The 19,588-nt window shown below is 28.2% G+C and carries 15 protein-coding genes and 2 pseudogenes; 3 read left to right on the top strand and 14 right to left on the bottom strand.

Annotated elements, in window-relative coordinates; translation table 11 throughout:
* The first annotated feature begins 59 nt into the window (after positions 1-59).
* Entirely contained in the window at positions 60-317 is a 258-nt protein-coding gene (locus IGJ11_RS13500; RefSeq protein ID WP_438772663.1) for a hypothetical protein, read from the top strand.
* A 1,051-nt stretch (positions 318-1,368) separates the two neighbouring features.
* Here the strand turns inward: IGJ11_RS13500 and IGJ11_RS13495 are convergent.
* Complete coding sequence (locus tag IGJ11_RS13495; protein ID WP_438772661.1) at positions 1,369-5,403, bottom strand: toxin Cry1Ac domain D-VI-related protein; 4,035 nt, start codon at positions 5,401-5,403, stop codon at positions 1,369-1,371.
* Positions 5,404-5,687: 284 nt separating this feature from the next.
* On the opposite strand from IGJ11_RS13495, the pseudogene IGJ11_RS13490 reads away from it, so the two are divergent.
* Positions 5,688-5,792 (top strand): annotated as a pseudogene (locus IGJ11_RS13490) (IS3 family transposase); the annotation flags it as partial.
* Positions 5,793-5,963: 171 nt separating this feature from the next.
* On the opposite strand, the pseudogene IGJ11_RS13485 reads toward IGJ11_RS13490, so the two are convergent.
* The 9 genes and pseudogenes from IGJ11_RS13485 to IGJ11_RS13445 all read right to left on the bottom strand — a co-directional run.
* A pseudogene (locus IGJ11_RS13485) lies at positions 5,964-6,108 on the bottom strand (IS200/IS605 family transposase); the annotation flags it as partial.
* Positions 6,109-6,367: 259 nt separating this feature from the next.
* Complete coding sequence (locus IGJ11_RS13480; protein WP_438772659.1) at positions 6,368-7,840, bottom strand: BspA family leucine-rich repeat surface protein; 1,473 nt, start codon at positions 7,838-7,840, stop codon at positions 6,368-6,370.
* A gap of 3 nt (positions 7,841-7,843) precedes the next feature.
* A complete protein-coding gene (locus tag IGJ11_RS13475) occupies positions 7,844-8,077 on the bottom strand; it encodes a hypothetical protein (RefSeq protein ID WP_438772657.1) in 234 nt (77 codons plus the stop codon).
* Positions 8,078-8,119: 42 nt separating this feature from the next.
* The gene (locus tag IGJ11_RS13470) at positions 8,120-8,311 is read right to left on the bottom strand and encodes a hypothetical protein (RefSeq protein WP_438772655.1); all 192 of its coding nucleotides are present in this window, start codon (positions 8,309-8,311) and stop codon (positions 8,120-8,122) included.
* Between the two features lie 105 nt (positions 8,312-8,416).
* Positions 8,417-8,773, bottom strand: a complete 357-nt coding sequence (locus IGJ11_RS13465) for an LPXTG cell wall anchor domain-containing protein (RefSeq protein ID WP_438772653.1) — start codon at positions 8,771-8,773, stop codon at positions 8,417-8,419.
* A 515-nt stretch (positions 8,774-9,288) separates the two neighbouring features.
* Positions 9,289-10,707: a helix-turn-helix domain-containing protein gene (locus IGJ11_RS13460; RefSeq protein WP_438772652.1), complete on the bottom strand. Its 1,419-nt coding sequence runs from the start codon at positions 10,705-10,707 to the stop codon at positions 9,289-9,291.
* A gap of 252 nt (positions 10,708-10,959) precedes the next feature.
* Positions 10,960-11,169: a hypothetical protein gene (locus IGJ11_RS13455; RefSeq protein WP_438772651.1), complete on the bottom strand. Its 210-nt coding sequence runs from the start codon at positions 11,167-11,169 to the stop codon at positions 10,960-10,962.
* A gap of 18 nt (positions 11,170-11,187) precedes the next feature.
* A complete protein-coding gene (locus IGJ11_RS13450; protein WP_438772649.1) occupies positions 11,188-12,153 on the bottom strand; it encodes a DUF916 and DUF3324 domain-containing protein in 966 nt (321 codons plus the stop codon).
* A 172-nt stretch (positions 12,154-12,325) separates the two neighbouring features.
* On the bottom strand, positions 12,326-13,042 hold the full coding sequence (locus tag IGJ11_RS13445) for a WxL domain-containing protein (RefSeq protein ID WP_438772647.1): 717 nt from the start codon (positions 13,040-13,042) through the stop codon (positions 12,326-12,328).
* 638 nt (positions 13,043-13,680) lie between these two features.
* On the opposite strand from IGJ11_RS13445, the gene IGJ11_RS13440 reads away from it, so the two are divergent.
* Positions 13,681-15,135, top strand: a complete 1,455-nt coding sequence (locus IGJ11_RS13440; protein WP_438772645.1) for a helix-turn-helix domain-containing protein — start codon at positions 13,681-13,683, stop codon at positions 15,133-15,135.
* Positions 15,136-15,226: 91 nt separating this feature from the next.
* Here IGJ11_RS13440 and IGJ11_RS13435 read toward each other — a convergent pair whose 3' ends face one another.
* From IGJ11_RS13435 to IGJ11_RS13420, 4 genes are all read right to left on the bottom strand, one after another.
* Positions 15,227-15,637: an Ohr family peroxiredoxin gene (locus IGJ11_RS13435; RefSeq protein WP_438772643.1), complete on the bottom strand. Its 411-nt coding sequence runs from the start codon at positions 15,635-15,637 to the stop codon at positions 15,227-15,229.
* A gap of 990 nt (positions 15,638-16,627) precedes the next feature.
* Entirely contained in the window at positions 16,628-17,176 is a 549-nt protein-coding gene (locus IGJ11_RS13430; RefSeq protein ID WP_438772641.1) for a hypothetical protein, read from the bottom strand.
* Between the two features lie 945 nt (positions 17,177-18,121).
* Positions 18,122-18,670, bottom strand: a complete 549-nt coding sequence (locus IGJ11_RS13425) for a hypothetical protein (RefSeq protein ID WP_438772640.1) — start codon at positions 18,668-18,670, stop codon at positions 18,122-18,124.
* A 3-nt stretch (positions 18,671-18,673) separates the two neighbouring features.
* Positions 18,674-19,528, bottom strand: coding sequence for a ParA family protein (locus IGJ11_RS13420; protein ID WP_438772638.1), 855 nt, complete (start codon positions 19,526-19,528; stop codon positions 18,674-18,676).
* Positions 19,529-19,588 lie beyond the last annotated feature (60 nt).

Genomic DNA, 19,588 nt, shown 5'->3' with positions numbered 1-19,588 from the left:
AGAATTGGTTATCTTATTAAAAAAATAACATTTTTTATGTATATAAGAAGGTAAAGATTATGTATGAAGAAAAAAATAGTTGTTTCTTATTTTCCATAATAACTAATTTGATGGAACAAAATGAAATAATTACTTATGAATTAATCGAAAAAACAATAAAAAGACCTTTAGGCACTGTGACCAACAATTTGGGAAAGAAAACAGGAGAATCAGAGTATGCTTTATGCAGAGCTTTTTTATCCCGACAAAAAACTATAACAATTAATTACTATAGAGACTCTAACGGTAATCTCAAAACATTATTTATATGTAAGTGAACAAATTTATCCTAAATATTCAATTATCACAAAAAAGAATACATCATCAATAAAATTTTTCAGTATACGCTTTGCATTGTAACGAATCTTAATATATTAAATATTCTGACTCTTCAATATTTAGTATGGGGGGAAATGCATACACTTGAAAATCTAATCTAAATCACTGGCTCATTATCAAATAGTACTGTTTTAATAAAGTTACCTTGAGGAAACGTTTCGACGTTTCCTCTTTTTACGTTGTTAACTAATCTCACTTAATAATATTAGACGGATTTTCTGTTGATATGACAAAAGATCCCTAGTCCCCTATTATAGCTAGTGAAATTCATAATATAGTGAGCTATCATAATTAATACGACATTATTTCACTATATTTATAATCTATAAATTATAGAACTTTATAGCAGATCCATATTTTTTATGTAAAAACCATCACTGATCACTTCCATATTTTATAACAACTGAACAAGTTTTCCGACATTGCTCAAAAATACGTGATGAAACAACTGAATAAAAAAGATAATACACAATGACAATAAAAATTTTTACATAAATTACTTCTAAAAACAGAAGACATATTAGATTACACTACATTCAATCAATATCAAAATTTTCAATGGTTATATTTAACAGAAAGTGAAATAGTTGATCATCCACTCTCATTCTCTTATGAAATCAAAATATCTTATCATTACAACCTCGGAAACCGTTCTCAAAAAACAAAACAGGGATTCAGCTAGCATAAAACAAGTATTATAATGCAATACTAAAGAATCATTACATATATATCACAAAAAATGGCTTATATCTTTTGCAATTTCATCAATACTTAAATGAAAATTTTTCTAATCAATCCCTTAATTAGAGACGTATAAAAAACATCAAAGCTAGCAAATCATACTAACTTTGATGTTTATAGATACCCCTTATTAGTCCGTTGACAAAAAGGTTATATTTAGCAGTTAATTAATTTATACACGATATAGTTAGTACAGTAGATTAATAGTAATGAAAAACCAAGAAATTTTATCTTGAATAGATAAAAGAATTATTTAGTTAAAATTAATTTTCCATTTGTCACCATGTATCTATAAGTACCTGATGTATTATTTTTTAAATCTCGATGGTTAACTACTAATCGAGTATCATTGGCTTCTTTGTGTGTAATAGTAACGATATCCCCTTCTTGAAGGTTTATTGTCTCTACTTTAGCTGAATATTTTTTATTTCCTACATAATCTTGCTTATAAATATCTTTACCATCCCTACTTATTGATATACTTGCATATACATTTGTGAAGTATGTGTGTGGTGTTACGGCATTCGTTCTCACAGTTGCTACACTGTCAGCCACATCTAAAGTAGCAAAAGTGTTATTACAGTACCCTTTAAAAGTGATTTCTTGTAAAGAATTGTAAGCTTTATCCACTTTATCTAATAATCGTTGTTTTTCTTGACTATCCGGAACGTCATTTACTTTTATTTTTGCATCATCAATGTCTTTTTGCATAATCGTTGGCTTTATTTGATCTTGGTTTTGGAATAATGAATTAACAGCAGCAGTTGCTATTCCTACATAGTTAATCATTAATTGCCCATTTTTGACGATATACTCATATGTTCCGCTTGTATTATTTTTTAAAGTGTTGTGGTTAACTGTTAAGCGAATATCATTTGCTTCTCGGTGTGTCACAGTAACTATGTCGCCCTCATTCAAATTGATCGTATCCGTGCTATCATCATAATGACGATCACCAATGTATTCTTTTTGATAAATCGTTTCATTATTACGTGAAATAGTGATACTTGCATAACGATCATGGAAGTAACTATGCGGAGTACCAGCTATTGTACGTACGGTTGCTACGCCATTTGCTACGTCAAAGGAAGCAAAATGGAAGTTTCCTAATCCTTTGAAAGTAAACTCTTGCAATTGATCAAAAGCATTATTTAATCGTGTCAATAAGTTATCTTTTTGGCTACTGTTTGGTAAAGCCGTTACTTTTTTCTTGGCTTGATCAATATCTTTTTGCATCAGATTTGTCTTGATTTTCGAATGATCATTGTCTTGGAATAAGTGGTCAACAGCTTCTGTGGCTTCTTTGAGATAGTTATTTAGTGAAATAGTTACTGTACCATTGTCTTTCACAAAAAGATATGGTTTTTGGATATAACCAGTGTCTGTTCCCAATTCAAGAGAGTATACACCATTTGGCATGTTGTTGATCGTAACTGGATCGCTACCTAAAGTAATTTCTTTATAAAGTTTATTTCCATCTAAAATACGCAATTTCATGCCTTCGAACAAGTTACCATCTTTAAACTTCAATGTAACGTTGCTTGTTAGGTTCAATGGTTTTAATTCTTCATTTGTAACTAAAGATAAAGCAGAACTTAAACGATTATTTTTAGTTAGTTTTGATACTGCTTCAGTAAGCTTATTCTCGGGTACTACTTGTGCCAAATGTGCAACTGGAACAAAACCGTTATTTTTTGCTTGATTTTTAATATCATTTGATACATTTAGTCCCCAAGATGATAAAATAGCGGAGAAATCAAATTTGTTAATTTCACCTAGGTTAGAAACTAATAAATTTGGAAGAGGGTGGTTATCAGCATTGAAGCCTGGCTGATTAGCTAACTTTCGATATTTTATATAAAAGTTTTTTAATCCTTCATCACCTGCTTTATCTATCATAAGAGATAAAATAAATAGTTGTTTTCTTACATCTAGTGTTTGGTATTGTGGATTATTTCCATTTATAATGTTTATCATAGTTTGCTCAAAAGCATTTTTATGACCACCATATAACCATCCTTGTTCATCTGCTTTTTGTTTTCCGAGTTTTTTGTATTGATAGATAACTCCATATATGTTATTCCAAACTTCACCAGTATTCATTCCACGACTCATGAACTTTCCTTGATAACCATGTCCGGTTTCGTGAAGTGCACCCCATCCATCAGATAACCAAGCCGAAGCTGAGTCACTAGTTTGAGCTGCCCATGATCCTCCATAGTACAAAGCACCTGCTCCATGTTTATCAGCTTTATAAAAATATCTCCTATTCGAAGAACAGTTCAAAGGATTTTTGTCATTATCAGATAATCCAATCAGTTCATTATAAAATCCAATAATATCATTGTCGTAGAGATCAATTAATTTATTTAAATCCATACTTAATGCTGCATTTTTATTCAAGTTAGGTAAGAATGTTTGAAATCTATCACCTTGAATTAAAGCATACCCATTTGTTTGATTCCAAGTATTTATAAAATCATCCATAGAAGTTTGCTTATTAAATTTTGGTAACAGTAATTTTTGACCATTTACTGAAAATTCAATCGTTGGTTTTTCACCGTTCTCTTGATTGTATGGTGTATCAATAAAAGGAGTAGCTAGATCTATTGCTTTCAAAGTAACATTTGTTTGAGAAAAATCAATAGAGGATTCTGTACGAGAATCATTTGTTAATAGTCTTAATTTTAAATTACCATGGAATTTGGGATTTATTTGCCTAATTGTAATCGTTGCATCTTTTTGGATTTGAATCCCTAGGTCTTGTCTATCGTGCCCTTGCCCCATCATAATACCAGCTTTTTCGTTATTTGATGGATAAGGCGTTGTGTTAATCACCTGTTTATAAGTAGATAACTCAAGAAAAGCTTTAGACAGTTTAACTTTTAATGGTTTAGCATCTTCTTCAGAAAGAGTACTTACTAAATTAACAGCATTATTAAACATATCTGCTGTATTATTTGTTTTTGGAGTATCTCCACTAAACAAGTTATCTACAGCTTGAACAGCTTCTTTCTTTTTGTTTAATTTATCTAATTCTGTTTGAGCTTTTTTTATTTTATTTAATAAATCTGTTTTTTGTGCACTATTTGAAAGCAATTCAACTTTTTTACTAGCTTCATTTATTTGTTCTTGAGTGTTACTGTCTTTAGGAGTATCCCCGTTAAATAGATTATTGACTGCTTGAACAGCAGAATTTTCATCAAAAACACGTTGTGCATAATCTATTCTACTTAGTAAGTTTACCTTTTCTTGGTTATCAGGTAGTTTTTCAATTTTTCTTTTTGCTTCGGTAATTTCATTTTGTGTATTTCCCTGTCTAGGTACTTTACCATCAAACAAGTTGTTCATCAATCCTGTAATTTCCACTAGTTGTGCATCTTGCCCATTAACTTCTTGCAGTCTTTGAATTTTAGCTAATAAATTTTCTTTTTCCGAACTATTTGGTAGAGATTCTACATTTTTTCTTGCAATAGAAATTTGAGATTGCGCTACAAACGGTCTAGGAGAATCTCCATTAAAAAAACTGTCTACTGTTTTTTTTACAATATCATAATCAGAATAAGTAGGAACTAATTGTTTGTTTTCATCAACTTTAAAAGTATATCGACTGCTTAGTTTATTTGGTAAATTAATCATTTTGTTTACTGTCAATGGAATATCATGCGTAGTTATTGTTATTTTGTCTCCTATTTTAATATCTACAGGAATTTTTTCATTAGTAGAGGTATATGTCCCTGAAACATAATCTTTTTGAAATAGAATTTTTTCTTGACCATTAACAATACGACTAACTTCAATACTACCAATTGGAGAATTAGTACTATTAATTGTTGCTGCAAATGTTTTAATAAAGGCGTTAATAGAATTCCCTTCAGCAGGTGTTACATCTAATTGTGCGACAATTTGTCCACTCGTTGTTTTAATTTGCAATTCTTGCAATAATTTTTGAACACTGTTTAATTTATTTTGTAAAGTTACGCTTTGTCCATTTAATGAATAAATCTTTTTCTGAATAGCATCAAGTGTATCTTGAGTAACGTAACTTTTTAATAAACCATGGCCATCATATAAATTATTTATTTCATTATTAACACTATCATATGTGTAAGATGTTAAAGCAGATTCCTTATGTTTTTGACTAGTAGTGTCTCTTTCAGCAGCATAACTTAATGCTGTTCCGGTTCCAGTCACACCAGAAAACAACATCATGCTAGCAACCGAAGTAGTCAAAAATTGTTTTTTTATTTTTTTTATTTTATTATTTTCTATTTTTTCATCCATTTTTATTTTCCTTCCTTTAAGTTTATTTTATGATAATAGATTATAAAATAATTTCATTATTGTATAATTTTTTTTTTAACAACTATAATATATTTTACACAACTTACTAAATTGATATGATACGCTAAAAAAGAAAAGTAATTAAAAAATTTGAAAAATTATTGCCCTTTCTCAATCGCCCCTAATAAGATAAAGCATAAGAGTAACAAAAAATAAAATTTGCCTAAAAAACATTTCATATGCTTTGATAGATAAAACAAGTGACCAGCTTTTACTTTGATTATCTTATAGAGAATTTTTTCAGTTTATTAAAACAAGAAATTTTCCACAAAAAAATTTATAACAGCTTTGAGGAGCTAAAAATACCAATCGACAGCTATATCTATAACTAAAATAATAAACAAATAAAACAGCATAACTGTTGATTAAAAATATCGTTTGAAATCGTTAAAAAATAAAATTTTTTTATTCAAAAATTCTATTTCTAAAGGCTGTTAACTTTTTAACTTTCTACGTCAGCTCACTACTCGATTTATTTTAATTATTTAATTAGCTATTGTTCATACTACCTCCAATTCGATTGTCTGCTTTCTGTTTTCAAATGTTTTTTGATTTAATCCAACTGTACTTATATAGTATTTTGAGAACCAAAAACATTTATTTTCATACTTATATTTCAAATTATCATGTTTTTTCATGAATTAAGATTGCATAAAATTCAATAAGTACAGCTTCTTTCATTTTCCACAAAACTTCCTTAATATCTGAATGATAATTCAAGCTAGAAACTATACAATACTCACAATGCCATCTAGTATACGCTAAATTTTTATCGCTAAAGCTACTTAGTACACGCAAAAAAAACCAAAAATACATAAAATAAATGTAAAATCAGTTAGGCACTATATTCATTTCTATTTACACATAGATTTAATAAATATTATTAATATTATAAATACAAAAATTATGGTGCAGTAACTAAACTCCAAGTTACCGTGGCTGTATAAGAACCAACTGATACTTTTTGAGGTTCTGGTAAAACAAGAGAGATATTTCCTAAATCTAAATCATAAACACCATTTAGTGTCGTTGTTCCATTGTTTGACATTATAATTGTAGACGAAGTAGTAATTATTGCATTCGGAATTCCTACAGGATTAGAAACTGCTACTAAGTTAGTACTTGGATTATAAGTAGAGCCATTATTTGTGTTCTGAGTAACTTTAGCTTGCTTTCCTATTTGAATATATGCGCCACTTGGAATATTAGCAGAGCCCCATTTTAGTTGTGCACATACTCTCCAAGATGTATTTGTATTAGTTTGATCACGCACACCGACGTCTAAAGAATCTATTTTCTGGAATGGAAATGACTGTTGCTCATTATTGTTTAAAACAGCATTAGCAATATAAAATTCAGTAGGTACATATGAGAACCCTAATACGCCCTTACTATTTACTTTTTGATTATCAGGAGATATATTAGGATTAATTTTCCAAATCGCTTTATATACTAACTTATTTCTTGCAGCGTCTAATAAAGAATTTACGTTGATACTAGGTTCCCAGCGAACAAAGATCGTACCTGTTTTAGTAGGTATATTATTGTTTAAAAAAGAATTAATATTGCTCATTTGCATGTCTTTTTGATAATACGTACATCTATTAAAATAATTTCTTTGAGAGACATTTCCTTCAAAGGTTCCACCATCAGCGTTTAGTTCAGGGAATGGATAAGGTGTTCTATTCCCTTGTATTGCTTGATCATTATAGTTATATAATGAAGAACCTGAATTGTCTGGTGCGACTATCAAAAGAGAGGCTGTTTTAGAACATGAAAACATACTATTCATATTTGTCGCAGCCATTACTCTCAAATTAGATGCATCAAAAATTTGTACATTTGGAGAATTCCTAAACATTCCTTGCATATTAGTAGCACTAGATGTAGAAAAATTTTTCATTTTAGTACTATCAAAATTATTTAAAGAAGAGCAATCAGAAAACATATCCAGCATATTAGTTACATTGCTAGTAACAATATCCGGAACAGTTGTCAACGACTTACAATTATAAAACATGCCTTGAGTTGTTATTAAACTTGAGCTAAAAAATTTTTCAATATTAATTAAACCATTGTTGTTAAGGGATGTACAACTCATAAACATATAATTAGCGTTTGAAACATTAGTAGACATATTGGGAAATTGTATACTAGTTAACTTAGGGCAATTTTGAAACATATAAGAAGTATCTGTTATTGTTTTCTTATAACCATTAGAATTTGGATCTGGGAAATTTGTCGGCGAAAAATCAAGTCCAGCCAAAGAAATATTTTTCAAATTACTTGCTCCTCTAAACGCCAGAGCAGCACCAACACCTGTATGGATTCCTACTTTATAATTTTGTCCATTCCAATTACCTTCTAAAAATTTCACGCTCTATAGAGTTTGTAATCGATCTCTAAATAGGTAGTTAGTAGTATTATTAGCATTTAAATTGTTAACACTAATTCTACGTATACCACCATGAGTAGTATTTATTATTCCAGGAATAACTACATTTGGACTAGTTCCTTTGTATTTTAAAAGACGAATATAGGAAACGCCTCCTATATTGTTATCCACCCCATAATCAAAATTTTGTAACCATACATCTCCTTGTTGCGGACTCATCCATGTACCATCTACTAAAACATTACTACTTGAATTTTCAGCTTAGTAAGACTGATTAATCTGTTCTTTCCGACCTTGAGATAAAGCTTCAGGAAATGAATTTTTTGCCTTTTCTTTTATTTCAAAAGATGAAGTCTGGTTGTTGTCTGAACTTTTATCGTTGTGAATATTACTTTCTTCAGAATGTACAGAACTAGATTCTACTGTAGAAGAATCTGAACGTTCAGATTCCATCTGTTTGTTCATCAGCAGAAACAAATAAGAGAGAAAAAGAAGAAATATTAACAACTAATACAGTTCCTACTAAACATGAACAAATAAATTTAAATCTTGTTCTATTCATTCTATGTTTTCCTCTTTTCTATTTTTGAATATACCTGTAAAGGCCAAAGTTATCAGGCTAGTCCCGATTCCAATTACTAGATAATTCCTAGTACTCCCAGTTTGAGGTAATCGATTTTCAACAACCTGTTTTTTAGGATTAACATAGGAAATTGCTAAATTGTCCTGTTGCTGTTGCTGTACATCCTCCCGTCCAGGTAAACTTTCTGACGTGATATGCCGAATAAACGTGACAGTAACTGCAGTAGATTGAGAGGTATCAGCCCATGCAGGCAATGAAGTCAAACTAAAAATACACGGTAAGGTTGCTACTACCAACTTATTTAAATGTCGTTTTAACCTCGTTTTTTGCATATGAAAGCTCCTTTCAATATATATTTATGTGACAATGGATATCATAATTTCTCTTTTATATTATAGTAACTATACATTTTAGATAACTTTTATTTTTTTATTTATTAAAAAAAATAATTTAGCAAAGTCTTCAATTAATGTTAGTAACCGGACTTATGGTATTTCAAATCAAGTAAGGAAGCCACATATCATAAAGCTTAAATAGACATCAAAACTAGTAAATCTTACTAACTTACAAAATTATAAAATTATTCATTATTTAATAGTTAGAAAATTTTCCCTTAGATTTTTTCTTTAAAAAAGCGTATAAAACGAGTAAATCTCATTTTATACGCTTTCTACTATACTATAAACCGTATAGAATAGAATAAAACAGAGAGATAATAATTAAAGAGCACTCAAGATAGTAAATTTATATAACTACCTTTACTTTATTATAGTATGTTTACATCATTCATGTACTTTAATAAATTAATAATAGAATACATTTTTTAATATATTAACTGATCGTTCATTTATGGGAAAAGAAGAAATTTTTCCTTATCATTTTTGTATCTCGCATCTCCTACAATTAGATATTTTTCATAACTAGTAGTATTATTTAACAATTCAATATCGTCGACTATTAATATATCTGCTTTTTTACCTTGTAATTCATAATAAGGTACAATATTAATTGCTTTTTTTATTTCACAGCAATATTGTGACTCGAATATTCCCCCTCTAATTGAATAAACCCCAATATTTATATTGGTATTTTCCACGTATGATTTTTGAAAAGAAAGAGCGACATATGCTAATAATTCATAAATCCATTCTTTTTGTAAATTATTCGTATTAAATAAGTCTTTAAAATCTTGTTTTAACGCTTTTTTTATTTTTTTTAAATAATCAGATCGATTTAATTTAGGGGTTAATATCGATCTAGAAAAGTAATAATATGGATATAAAAGACTAGAGAAATGGATACTCCCTTCAATCTTTACAGATAGTACTTCAAGAGAACTAGAAGAAATATTGTAAGGTTCTTTCATAAGTATGGACAAAATAAAGGATTGATATTGATAATCTTCAATCAGTTCATTTGCAAAAAATTTCTTTTCAACTTCAGCATTTGCAAAATGAAGACTTGTCATATTAAATATCAAAAAAATAAGAATCAATAAGCAACCATTTCGATCAAAATATTTTTCGCTAAGTGGAGAAAAATATTCTTTAATTCGATTAAGTAGAGGACTATTTAAGTTGATAAATTTATCATATGCTAGTTTCTTCTCCGTAAAACAGATTTTTTCTAAATAAAAACGATCACTTACAGTTAATACCCATAAGCATAGTTCTTCTACAACAAAATGTTCAATTTTAAAATCATAAGAATCTAAAAAATTGATTACTGTATTTCTTAAATTAGTAACATTTAATTTAGAAAAAGACTTTTCGAATGGCGATTTTTCTGTTTGTAAGTATAAATTATAGATAACCATAATTGACTCAAAATTACCTTCTAATTTAATATATGGTCTTCTACGAATAGACACACCTATGTGTTTCAATTCTTTGTCCATAAATTTAAGAATGTTAAACAACTTCGAATGACTAATATAGAGTTCTCCAGCCAAACGTTCAAAAGTAACGTTAGAATAAAAAAAACAGTAAGTCAACACATCTTTTACTACTCCTTGTGAAAAATAGTATTTTTGAACATCATAAAGTGAACATTTCTTTACGTTAAAAATGATAATATTATCTGTAATGATCAATGCATTATCCGACAATTCGTTACTTAACTCATGTAAATATTTATTGGCTGTAGCATTAGAGATACTTAACTCTTCAATAATTCTATTTTTAGTCATCCTGCCACCTCTTTCAACAACTAGCCTTATAATTTCTGTTTTATAAAATGAAGACTTTTCATAAATAAGTTTCATCATTTGTAATATCCCCCCATGTAGTTTTGAAGATAACAAACAATCAGACTATAGAAAAATTATTTTTTTTTTATTTCAAACAAAAAAAAGAAATCTATTACTTAAATTATTTATCTCAATTTCAACTATTTTAATAAAAACTTATATATAATCTAAATAAATATAAGATAAGATAAAAAAGTACTATAACTATAAAAATAAGACTTCCTATCTGGATATTTCCACGATAAAAAGCCTTAATTTAATTTCTTATGTTCACTGTAATTGATTATTAATCATGAAAATAGAACTTATTCCTAAAATAAATAAAATTAAGCTTAAAATAATCAAAAGCCAATTATAACCTAAATATTTAAATTTCCCATTATTTGTTATAACCCATTTATAATCTTGAAGTAAAAAGTAAATATTGATACCTAAGAAAATAAAACCTAATCCTATCGTAACGATACTCCACATATACATAATCAAATCCCCCTTTTTTTAATTTTTCTTACTTTTACGATTAGATGATCGAATATAAACATATACTGTTCCTGCAATAATGACACCGATGAGACCAGCACTGCTGTACTTGAACCAATTAGGTAAAATTACTTTAAACACAGATTCTGTGTTGATTTCTTTTGCTTCATTATTTTTTATTTCAAATTTCTTTTCAAAATTCCATGTATTTTCAGCTGTTTTCACCGAACATTTAAATACATAATTTCCTGGTTTTAAATCTTCTTTTTGCCAGTCTAGTTGGAATGGCAAAGTAGAATATGGTGCAATTGATACATTTTGCATTGTGCTTTCTTTTAATTTTGTTGAGCTACCTTCTTCATAAACCGTTCCTGTTACTTCTGCTTTAGAAAAAACATAAGGATTCGGATTTAAAATATCAGCTTGAACTACTTTTTTTCCTGCAGATAGTACCGGACCTACTTTTTCTAGTTCCACTGAAATATTTTTGAATAATTCCACTTTATTCTCATTGGTTAGAACAATTCCTATTGTATAACTATACTCATTTCCTACAGTTCCTTCTTTTAGTTTTTCTTTATCTTTTTTCTCAGACACAACAACTCCACCTAAAACTACCCCAGAAAATTTTTCTGCTGGCATACTTACAGTTAACTTCGTTTCTACAGAACTATTTTTAGGAACAGTCACTTCTTTTTCTTTGGGTTTTACCATTGATGTCAGTGGCAATTTCAATGCCTTATTATTCTTTAAACTTCCTGTATAGTCTATGATACCATTGCTATTGGTATTAGCATCTACTACTTTAATATCCAATACTTTATCTTTATTTGAACTATTGTTTAATTTGATAGTCAACTTGTCTGTAGTGTTTGGTTCTTCTTTTAAATAAAAGTAACTAGAGTTTTTATCCAATTGATTAGAATTGGGAATTCCTTCAATTGAGAAACCTCCTACAGTTTCATTAACTTTATCTTCTGCCAATACTATGTTACTTTGTGTAAAAGAAAATACTATAGTAAGTAGCAATAAACATCTTGATAATTTTTTCTTCAACATTAATATTCCCCTTATTATCATTTTGCAAATTATGATAAATAATAGAAAAAACAGGAACTTATTCCTGTTTTTTCTATTATTTTGGCATATATTATATTTAAGGTGTAGGTACCGTTGCCAAATTCCAATTAACTGTTCCATTATAAGTACCTGCCTTCAACGTAGAAGAATCAGGAATATTTAAGGTAACTGAACTACCTAAATTAAGGTCAAATGTCCCTGCTAAAACTTTATTGGATGCAATTTGCATAACCGGTGTTTGATTTGCAGTAATAGCGTAGTTAGCAGTATTCGTAACAGTATTTGTTGGTACGTTAGTCAAAGAATTATTTCCATTATTCACTTTAACACTATTAAGTGTTGTTTGTGTTTTGATTTTTGCACCATATTTTTGTGCCAAATCTCCCGTAAGATTAGCATTTAAAGTCCAACCATCGCTACTGTGTGTATTATTTTTTACACCAACATTGTATGTTCTACCGTTAGCAACAGTAGTTTGGACGTTTAATTCCCCTGATCCACTAATTGCTGATGAACCAAAATTAAAAGAAGCCGGTACATAAGCAATACCAAAAGATCCGGTAGGATTTAGTGGGGTGTTTCCTGGTTGTGAAGGATTACCACCAGGTGTTGTCGGACTAGGTGGAGTTGGGTTCGTACCACCATTAGTTGGGGCTGTAAAAGTAGCACTCATTGTCGTACTTGCAGAGTTAGCGTTGGCTGCTGGTGCTGTAGTAGAAGCTGCAGATACACCAGTCCCTAACATAACCGGTGCTACTAGTGCAACAGCGGCTAGTAAAGCTTGTTTTTTCATGTTTATCATTCCTTTGTATAAGATATATTTTTAGGAATTTAAAAGTAATTAAAATTTAATTACTTGCTAAATTCAATTTAAAGCATAATATTTTTAAGAGCTACTTGCTCTTTTTTTTTTTTTATAAAAATGAAATATTTTAATTATAAAAATCGAAAAAACATCCTTATCAACTGCTTGGTAGGAGGATTATTTATTAACGATAATAATAACAGGAAATATCACATTTATTAAATATTAAAAAATTTCTGCAAAAGAAATCAAATAAATGATTATTTAATTAAAAAAGATACGATTAAACAAGTGGGAGATTTACATAACATTTCATCCTATAAAAATACCAACAATAAAAAGATTGAAATGATCATATGGACAACGAATACTATAGGTCCTTACTTTACAATCACATTTACGAATAACATTACAATATCAAAATAGAAAGTGGTTGAATATAATAAAAAATTATTTTTACTTATAAAGCATGCTAAACACCTTTATTATATGATTAATTAAAATTAGGTAATGGAGGTGTTTAGCATGTTTTTATATTATTTAAAAAAAGTTTAAAAAAAAACTTTAAAAAAAGAAAACATCTTGTTAAAATGTTATTCGCTAATTATGTAGAAAGGTAGACAACTATGTTTAAAGAACAACTTTTAGATTATCAAACAGAAAAGGAGTATCTTTTACTTAGGATACTATACATAAATAATTATAAATTAGATAAAAATACAATCTGTAAAAAACTAGGAATTTCTTATCCTACATTAAAAAAAATAGTTGAACGAACCAATGACTATTTAAAAAATTATTATCCGGAAGAAGATTTATCATTAATCAGTAAAACTCATGATATTTGTTTTCAAAATATTCCTAACACTCCAGTTGATCACTTAACTTATTACTTTTTTATTAACTCTGATAAATATAAATTAATAGATATGCTATATAAGCAACCTTATTTATCGAGAGCTTCTATAGCTGATAACATGAATATTAGCGCCACTTCATTAAATATTTTAATTACTCAGTGCAATAATTTTTTAAAAGAATTTGATTTACGTATACGTAACGGGAAGATAGAAGGAAATATCTTTCAATATCTGTATTTTTATTTTTTATTTTATTGGGGTACCGATTCTAATCCTTTATATAAATCGGAAGATATTACCAATTACGACATAAATAACTTTATATTAGAAACATATAAAGAAAATATCGGACCTATTGAACAAAAAAAATTAGCATTATGGTTAGTATTGCTGAGAGAAAAGAAAAAAAGACTAAATCAAAATATTATTAATAGGCTCTCTTTTTCTTATATCCCCAACGTTCAAGATACAAAATTATTTCAAGATTTGAAAATATTTTTTAAAAAATATTGGAAAGAAATTGCTTGTGAAGAAATAGACAATGTTGCTTATATTACTTTTCTTTTTTTTAACAGTTTTAAAATACTTGATAGTGCAACAATTAATCTCTATTCTGTACACATTAATGATAAACGTAACCTATTAGTTTCTAAAGTATTGATTTTATTACAAAAAAGATTTCATATGGATAGCTTATATGATAAAATTCATACTAGTTTATTCTATCTTTTAGGAAAATTATTATTCTTTAAAGGAACTATTTTTTCCATCGATAGGATTACATTGAACTCTTATTTAGATCAATACAAAACACCATTTGAAGAAAAAATAGTAGCTAATATTCTAAGAAATGAACCTGTACTGGAGAAAGAATTTAATTCATTTCAATTAAATTACTTCAAATATATTCTTTATTCACTCATTTTTACACTGAAAAAATACAATCGCAAAAATATAAATATTGCACTCTTATTGGATACTTCCCCCTTTTTAGCTAATGCTTTTTCAACAAGGTTAAATGAACTATTTTACAGTAATCAATCTGTACACATAGATGAATATTCTTCCAAGCAAGAATATGATTTGATTATTACTAATGTAAAATATAATGATACCTTGGATACTGATAAATACTTTTTTATCTCAAATTTAGGTTCACAAACAGATTTAAAAAAAATTAGCTCAATTATAGAACACCTTTCTTTAAACCTTTCATTATAAATTAAGTTAAATATCAAAAACATAAATAGACTTACCCAAATATCACTTTTTAAAATAAAGAAAAAAACTATTTGGGTAGTCTAAATTATATTTATTTGATAAGATTTATATCAATAGATACTTGTCCTTTCAATGCGCGAGAATAAGGGCAAATTCTATCTGCTTCTTTGATAATATCGCGAGATTCTATTTCATTTAATCCCACGATATTAATTGCTAAAGTAATTCCTAAAGTAAATGTTCCATCTTCTAATTGAAATAAATCAACGGTACATTTTACTTCACTTTTATTCATCAAATTATTTTTTTCTAAACATGCTTTGACCGCTTGATTAAAACATGCGCTGTAAGCTGCAGCAAATAATTGCTCCGGGTTCGATATGTTTTGATCTAATCTTTCCCCCGGAGAAACAATGTCCATAAATTTTTTGCCTGAAGGCAAAAATGTACTACCTGATCTCCCATTTTTATTGATAATTGAAGTAGAATAAATCTTTTTCATAATAGAAATTCCTTTCCTTTTTATAGAATAGAGTAATTTTATTTTAAATTATTTTTCATTCATTTGATTTTTTTATTTTTGTGGACTTTCAATAAAAATATATAAATACTTATTATTCTAATATCAATCGCTTATCTTACTAGTTGGTCACTGCTTCTAAATTTTAATAGATGTTCAAAAATAAGAACTGTCTTATCTAAAAATCCATTTTTATCTTTTACTTTCGAATATCTGAATTATTTCTATAACGTTTATTTTTAAAACAGAAATCATCTCTGCTGTCTCTTCCTTTAGCTTGACTATCTCTTCGGCTACCCCTTGTACAGCATCTTAAAATTCTAAATAATAATTTTTCTACGTTATAGGACTTCATAACTATCATATAATTTACATTTTTTGTTTGTACGAAACTGAATTATTATTATTTTAATTTGACAAAAAGCCTTTATTAATGGATGAATAATCGATTATAGAACATCTACTGACTCTATCAATAAAATTGTTTAAAAAATAATTTAACAGACAAAAAAATTAAATAAATATATTAAAAACATATCTAATATAAAAAAATTTTTAAACAGTTCTGTATTATCCAGCTTTTGGATGTTCTTAAATCAGTTTTTTACCGAAAAAAATTGAATTTTTTGGAAAATAATCAAATAACTGTATTAGTTGGGCTAGGAAGATAAAAAATATTTAAAAAAAGTGAAATGGATCATATTGAAAACAGTCCATTTAAATATTTTAATTTTGGAGGTTAAAATGAGAAGACTTTACTATCTCATTTTGTTTCTACATCAATTGTAAGTGATAAAACAACCATCATATGATTTCATCATTATTTGAAAATTTAATAAATAATATTACCTTAAAAATAATAAATATTTATAAATTAATTTAAAAAAATAATTTTGGTTCTTAAAAAGAAAGTACCTATTTTTTCCTTATAAACAGATCTTAAAATGGAATATTCATTTTTTAATTATAAAACTATCTATTTTTATGATTCATTCCCCAACTATTGCATATGGTTTCTTCAGTGTCTTGCTTAATCTGACTTGTAGATCTTATTATTTCCCCATGATCGCTTAATTCAGAAATAATGGGATACTGCTTTCTAAATATTTCTAATTCTTCAGTTACATCATTAAATAAATCCAATTTATCTTCTTGAGTTAAATTCATTTTGATATATTCATCTAAAGCTTTTCTCAGCAATTCATCTCTTGTCATATTTGTCTCATACTTTTCTACTAAAACTTTGGACGTGGCGTTTAGTAAAGCTGACAATTTTAAAGGATGCTTAGTAGAATATACTTTATCAAATTTTCTAATTGGCGCTCCAATTTTTTTTGTTCTTCTCCTACTATGTCTTTCAGTAGTTGAGGAAATTCTTATTTCTTGTACTTGATGCACTTCCAATTGTTTACTTCTGATTGAAGTAGTTGTTCGTTGCTTTTTATTCGTTTCTGCTTTTTTTTTTATTTTTGCAAGCCCTTGGTTGCTTCCCAAAATATCCAACCTTTTGATATCAGCCAATTATTCCACCTCAGCATATCCATTGTCATGTTATTCCAGTTCTTTTAAAATACTAATAAATAGTTTATTGCTTTTTCACATTGTTTTGAATTTGATGTTCACCATAAATCTCATGGGCCTGTTTATATATTTACTGTGTCCCGATTTTTCTACTATGAAAAGTATTACCTCAACAGCATATAAATTTGTAGCGAATTCTTTTCCATAAAAGACCATATATACTTACATCGAATTTATCTTTAATTTTACTTGAATCTTCAAGGCAACGATTAACCAATCAGCGACGTACATTGCTGATTTACTATATACAGAGATACAAGGTGGAACATCTAATAACATAAAACTAATAAAGTGATGTCCTATTTTTTCTTACTTATATTTGAATTGTAAAAGTTAATCATTATATTGATTTTTGATCCACTCCTGGTGCATTTCAAAAGACATATTAATTAAGGGTTTGTCCAATTTAACATGTCACAAAATCAAGTCAGCATTTATAGTAACTATTTTACATAACGTCAGTATTTATAAAATTTTATTTTTTTTATCATATCTAAAAAATAAATATTAAAAACTAATAGCAACAAAAAAATAGAAAAATTAAACGTATTAGTTTTATATTATATAATTAACATTTACATACTACTAAAAATAAATATTTTACCACTAAATATTTGTATGTATTATTAACAAAAATATAATAATCTTACTCATCCGATGATCTTCTGTTTCTCAAATAATAAATGGTAGTATTAGTATCTGTTATCATCACATTGACCAATCTATATTAGACCGTAGTAACTTTATTTCACAATCTCATTTCTTCTTACTTTTTTAGGTAATTTATAATTATTTCACATATCTCTAATTTTCAATATAAATATGTAATTTCAAATATTAGAAACAAATAAAGCACTACCTAAAAAAGGTAGTACTTTATATATTCTATCTAATTTTATTATTCATTCCCCAACATTTCCGAATAGACTCCTCCGTATCTTTCTTGATTTGAACTGTCGTCCTTACTATTTCCCCGTGGTCGTCAAGTTCTGGAACAATTGGATACTTCTCTCTAAACAAATCTAATTCTTTCATCACATCATTAAATAAGTCCTGTTTGTCTTCTTGTGTAAAGTTTTGCTTGATATATTCATCCAGAGCTTTTCTCAACAACTCATCTCTCGTCATATTTGTTTCATATTTCTCTACTAAAACTCTGGAAGTAGCATTCAACAAAGTAGACAATTTTAAAGGATGTTTTGTGGAATAAACTTTATCAAATTTTCTGATTGGTGCACCAACTTTTCTTGTTCTTCCTCTACTTTGTCTTTCAATATTTGATGAAGTTTTTATTTCTTGTATTTGATGTGATTCCGATTGCATAGTTTCAGTTGGAGTAATTCTTTGCTGCATTTTCTTTGCATCTGCTTCTTTTTTTATTTTAGCAAGCCCTTTATTATTACCAAAAATATCAAGTCCTTTGATGTCAGCCAATTACTACACCTCCGTATACCAATTCTCGTGTTCTTCCAGTTCTTTTAAAATACTGATAAATAGTTCATGACTTTTTCGATCCCACTGTTTTAAAAGACCTTTCTTTGTCTTCTCCATCGTAATACCTGAACCATCATATCGTTTTAAACGAGCATTTTTAAGTACGACATTTTTAATCAGATGTTCTCCATAAATCTCTTGAGCCTGTTTATACATTTCTTGATCAACTGCATCGCCACTTTCTAACATAAACGGAATCACGCCAGCAACATACAAATTCGTATCAAACTCTTTTACAAAAAAGTCCATATACTCTAAGTATTGCATAGCATTTCTCATCGATTTTACTTGGGTCTGTAAAACAACGATTGCCCAGTCAGCAATATACATTGCTGATTTACTATATACAGAGATTGAAGGTGGAACATCTAAATAAATGACATCAAACTCATCAAATAATGGTTCTAGTTTTGCTTTCATATAATTGAATTGGGACAATGAGTCGTTATATTGTTCTTTGATCCAATCATCATACATTTCAAAAGACATATCTGCTGGAAGTATATAAAGATTATTAACCACTTTATAGATTGCTTCTTTAGGGGGAAGATTATTTATCAGCACGTCAGTCACAGTATTTTCGTAAACAATTGGTTCCCCTTCTCCACCTCCTTCTTCATTAGTAAAATTCATATGTGTTAAGTTCATTACATCAGAAGTATTTCCTTGCATATCCAAGTCAATTATCAAGGTTCTTTTTCCTTCATTAACTGCTGACTCAAACCCTAGCATTTGCGCGCACGTACTTTTACCTACGCCACCTTTAAAATTACCAATCACATATTTCTTCGCTACCACATTCTTACCTCTTTTCTTTTACTAATATTATATTTGATACTATTATAACATATTTATTTT

It is taken from the genome of Enterococcus sp. DIV0691, assembly GCF_051711145.1.
Lineage (GTDB): Bacteria > Bacillota > Bacilli > Lactobacillales > Enterococcaceae > Enterococcus_B > Enterococcus_B hirae.
The sequence above is the reverse complement of the archived record's forward strand: the minus strand, read 5'-3'. Positions and strand labels throughout refer to the sequence as shown.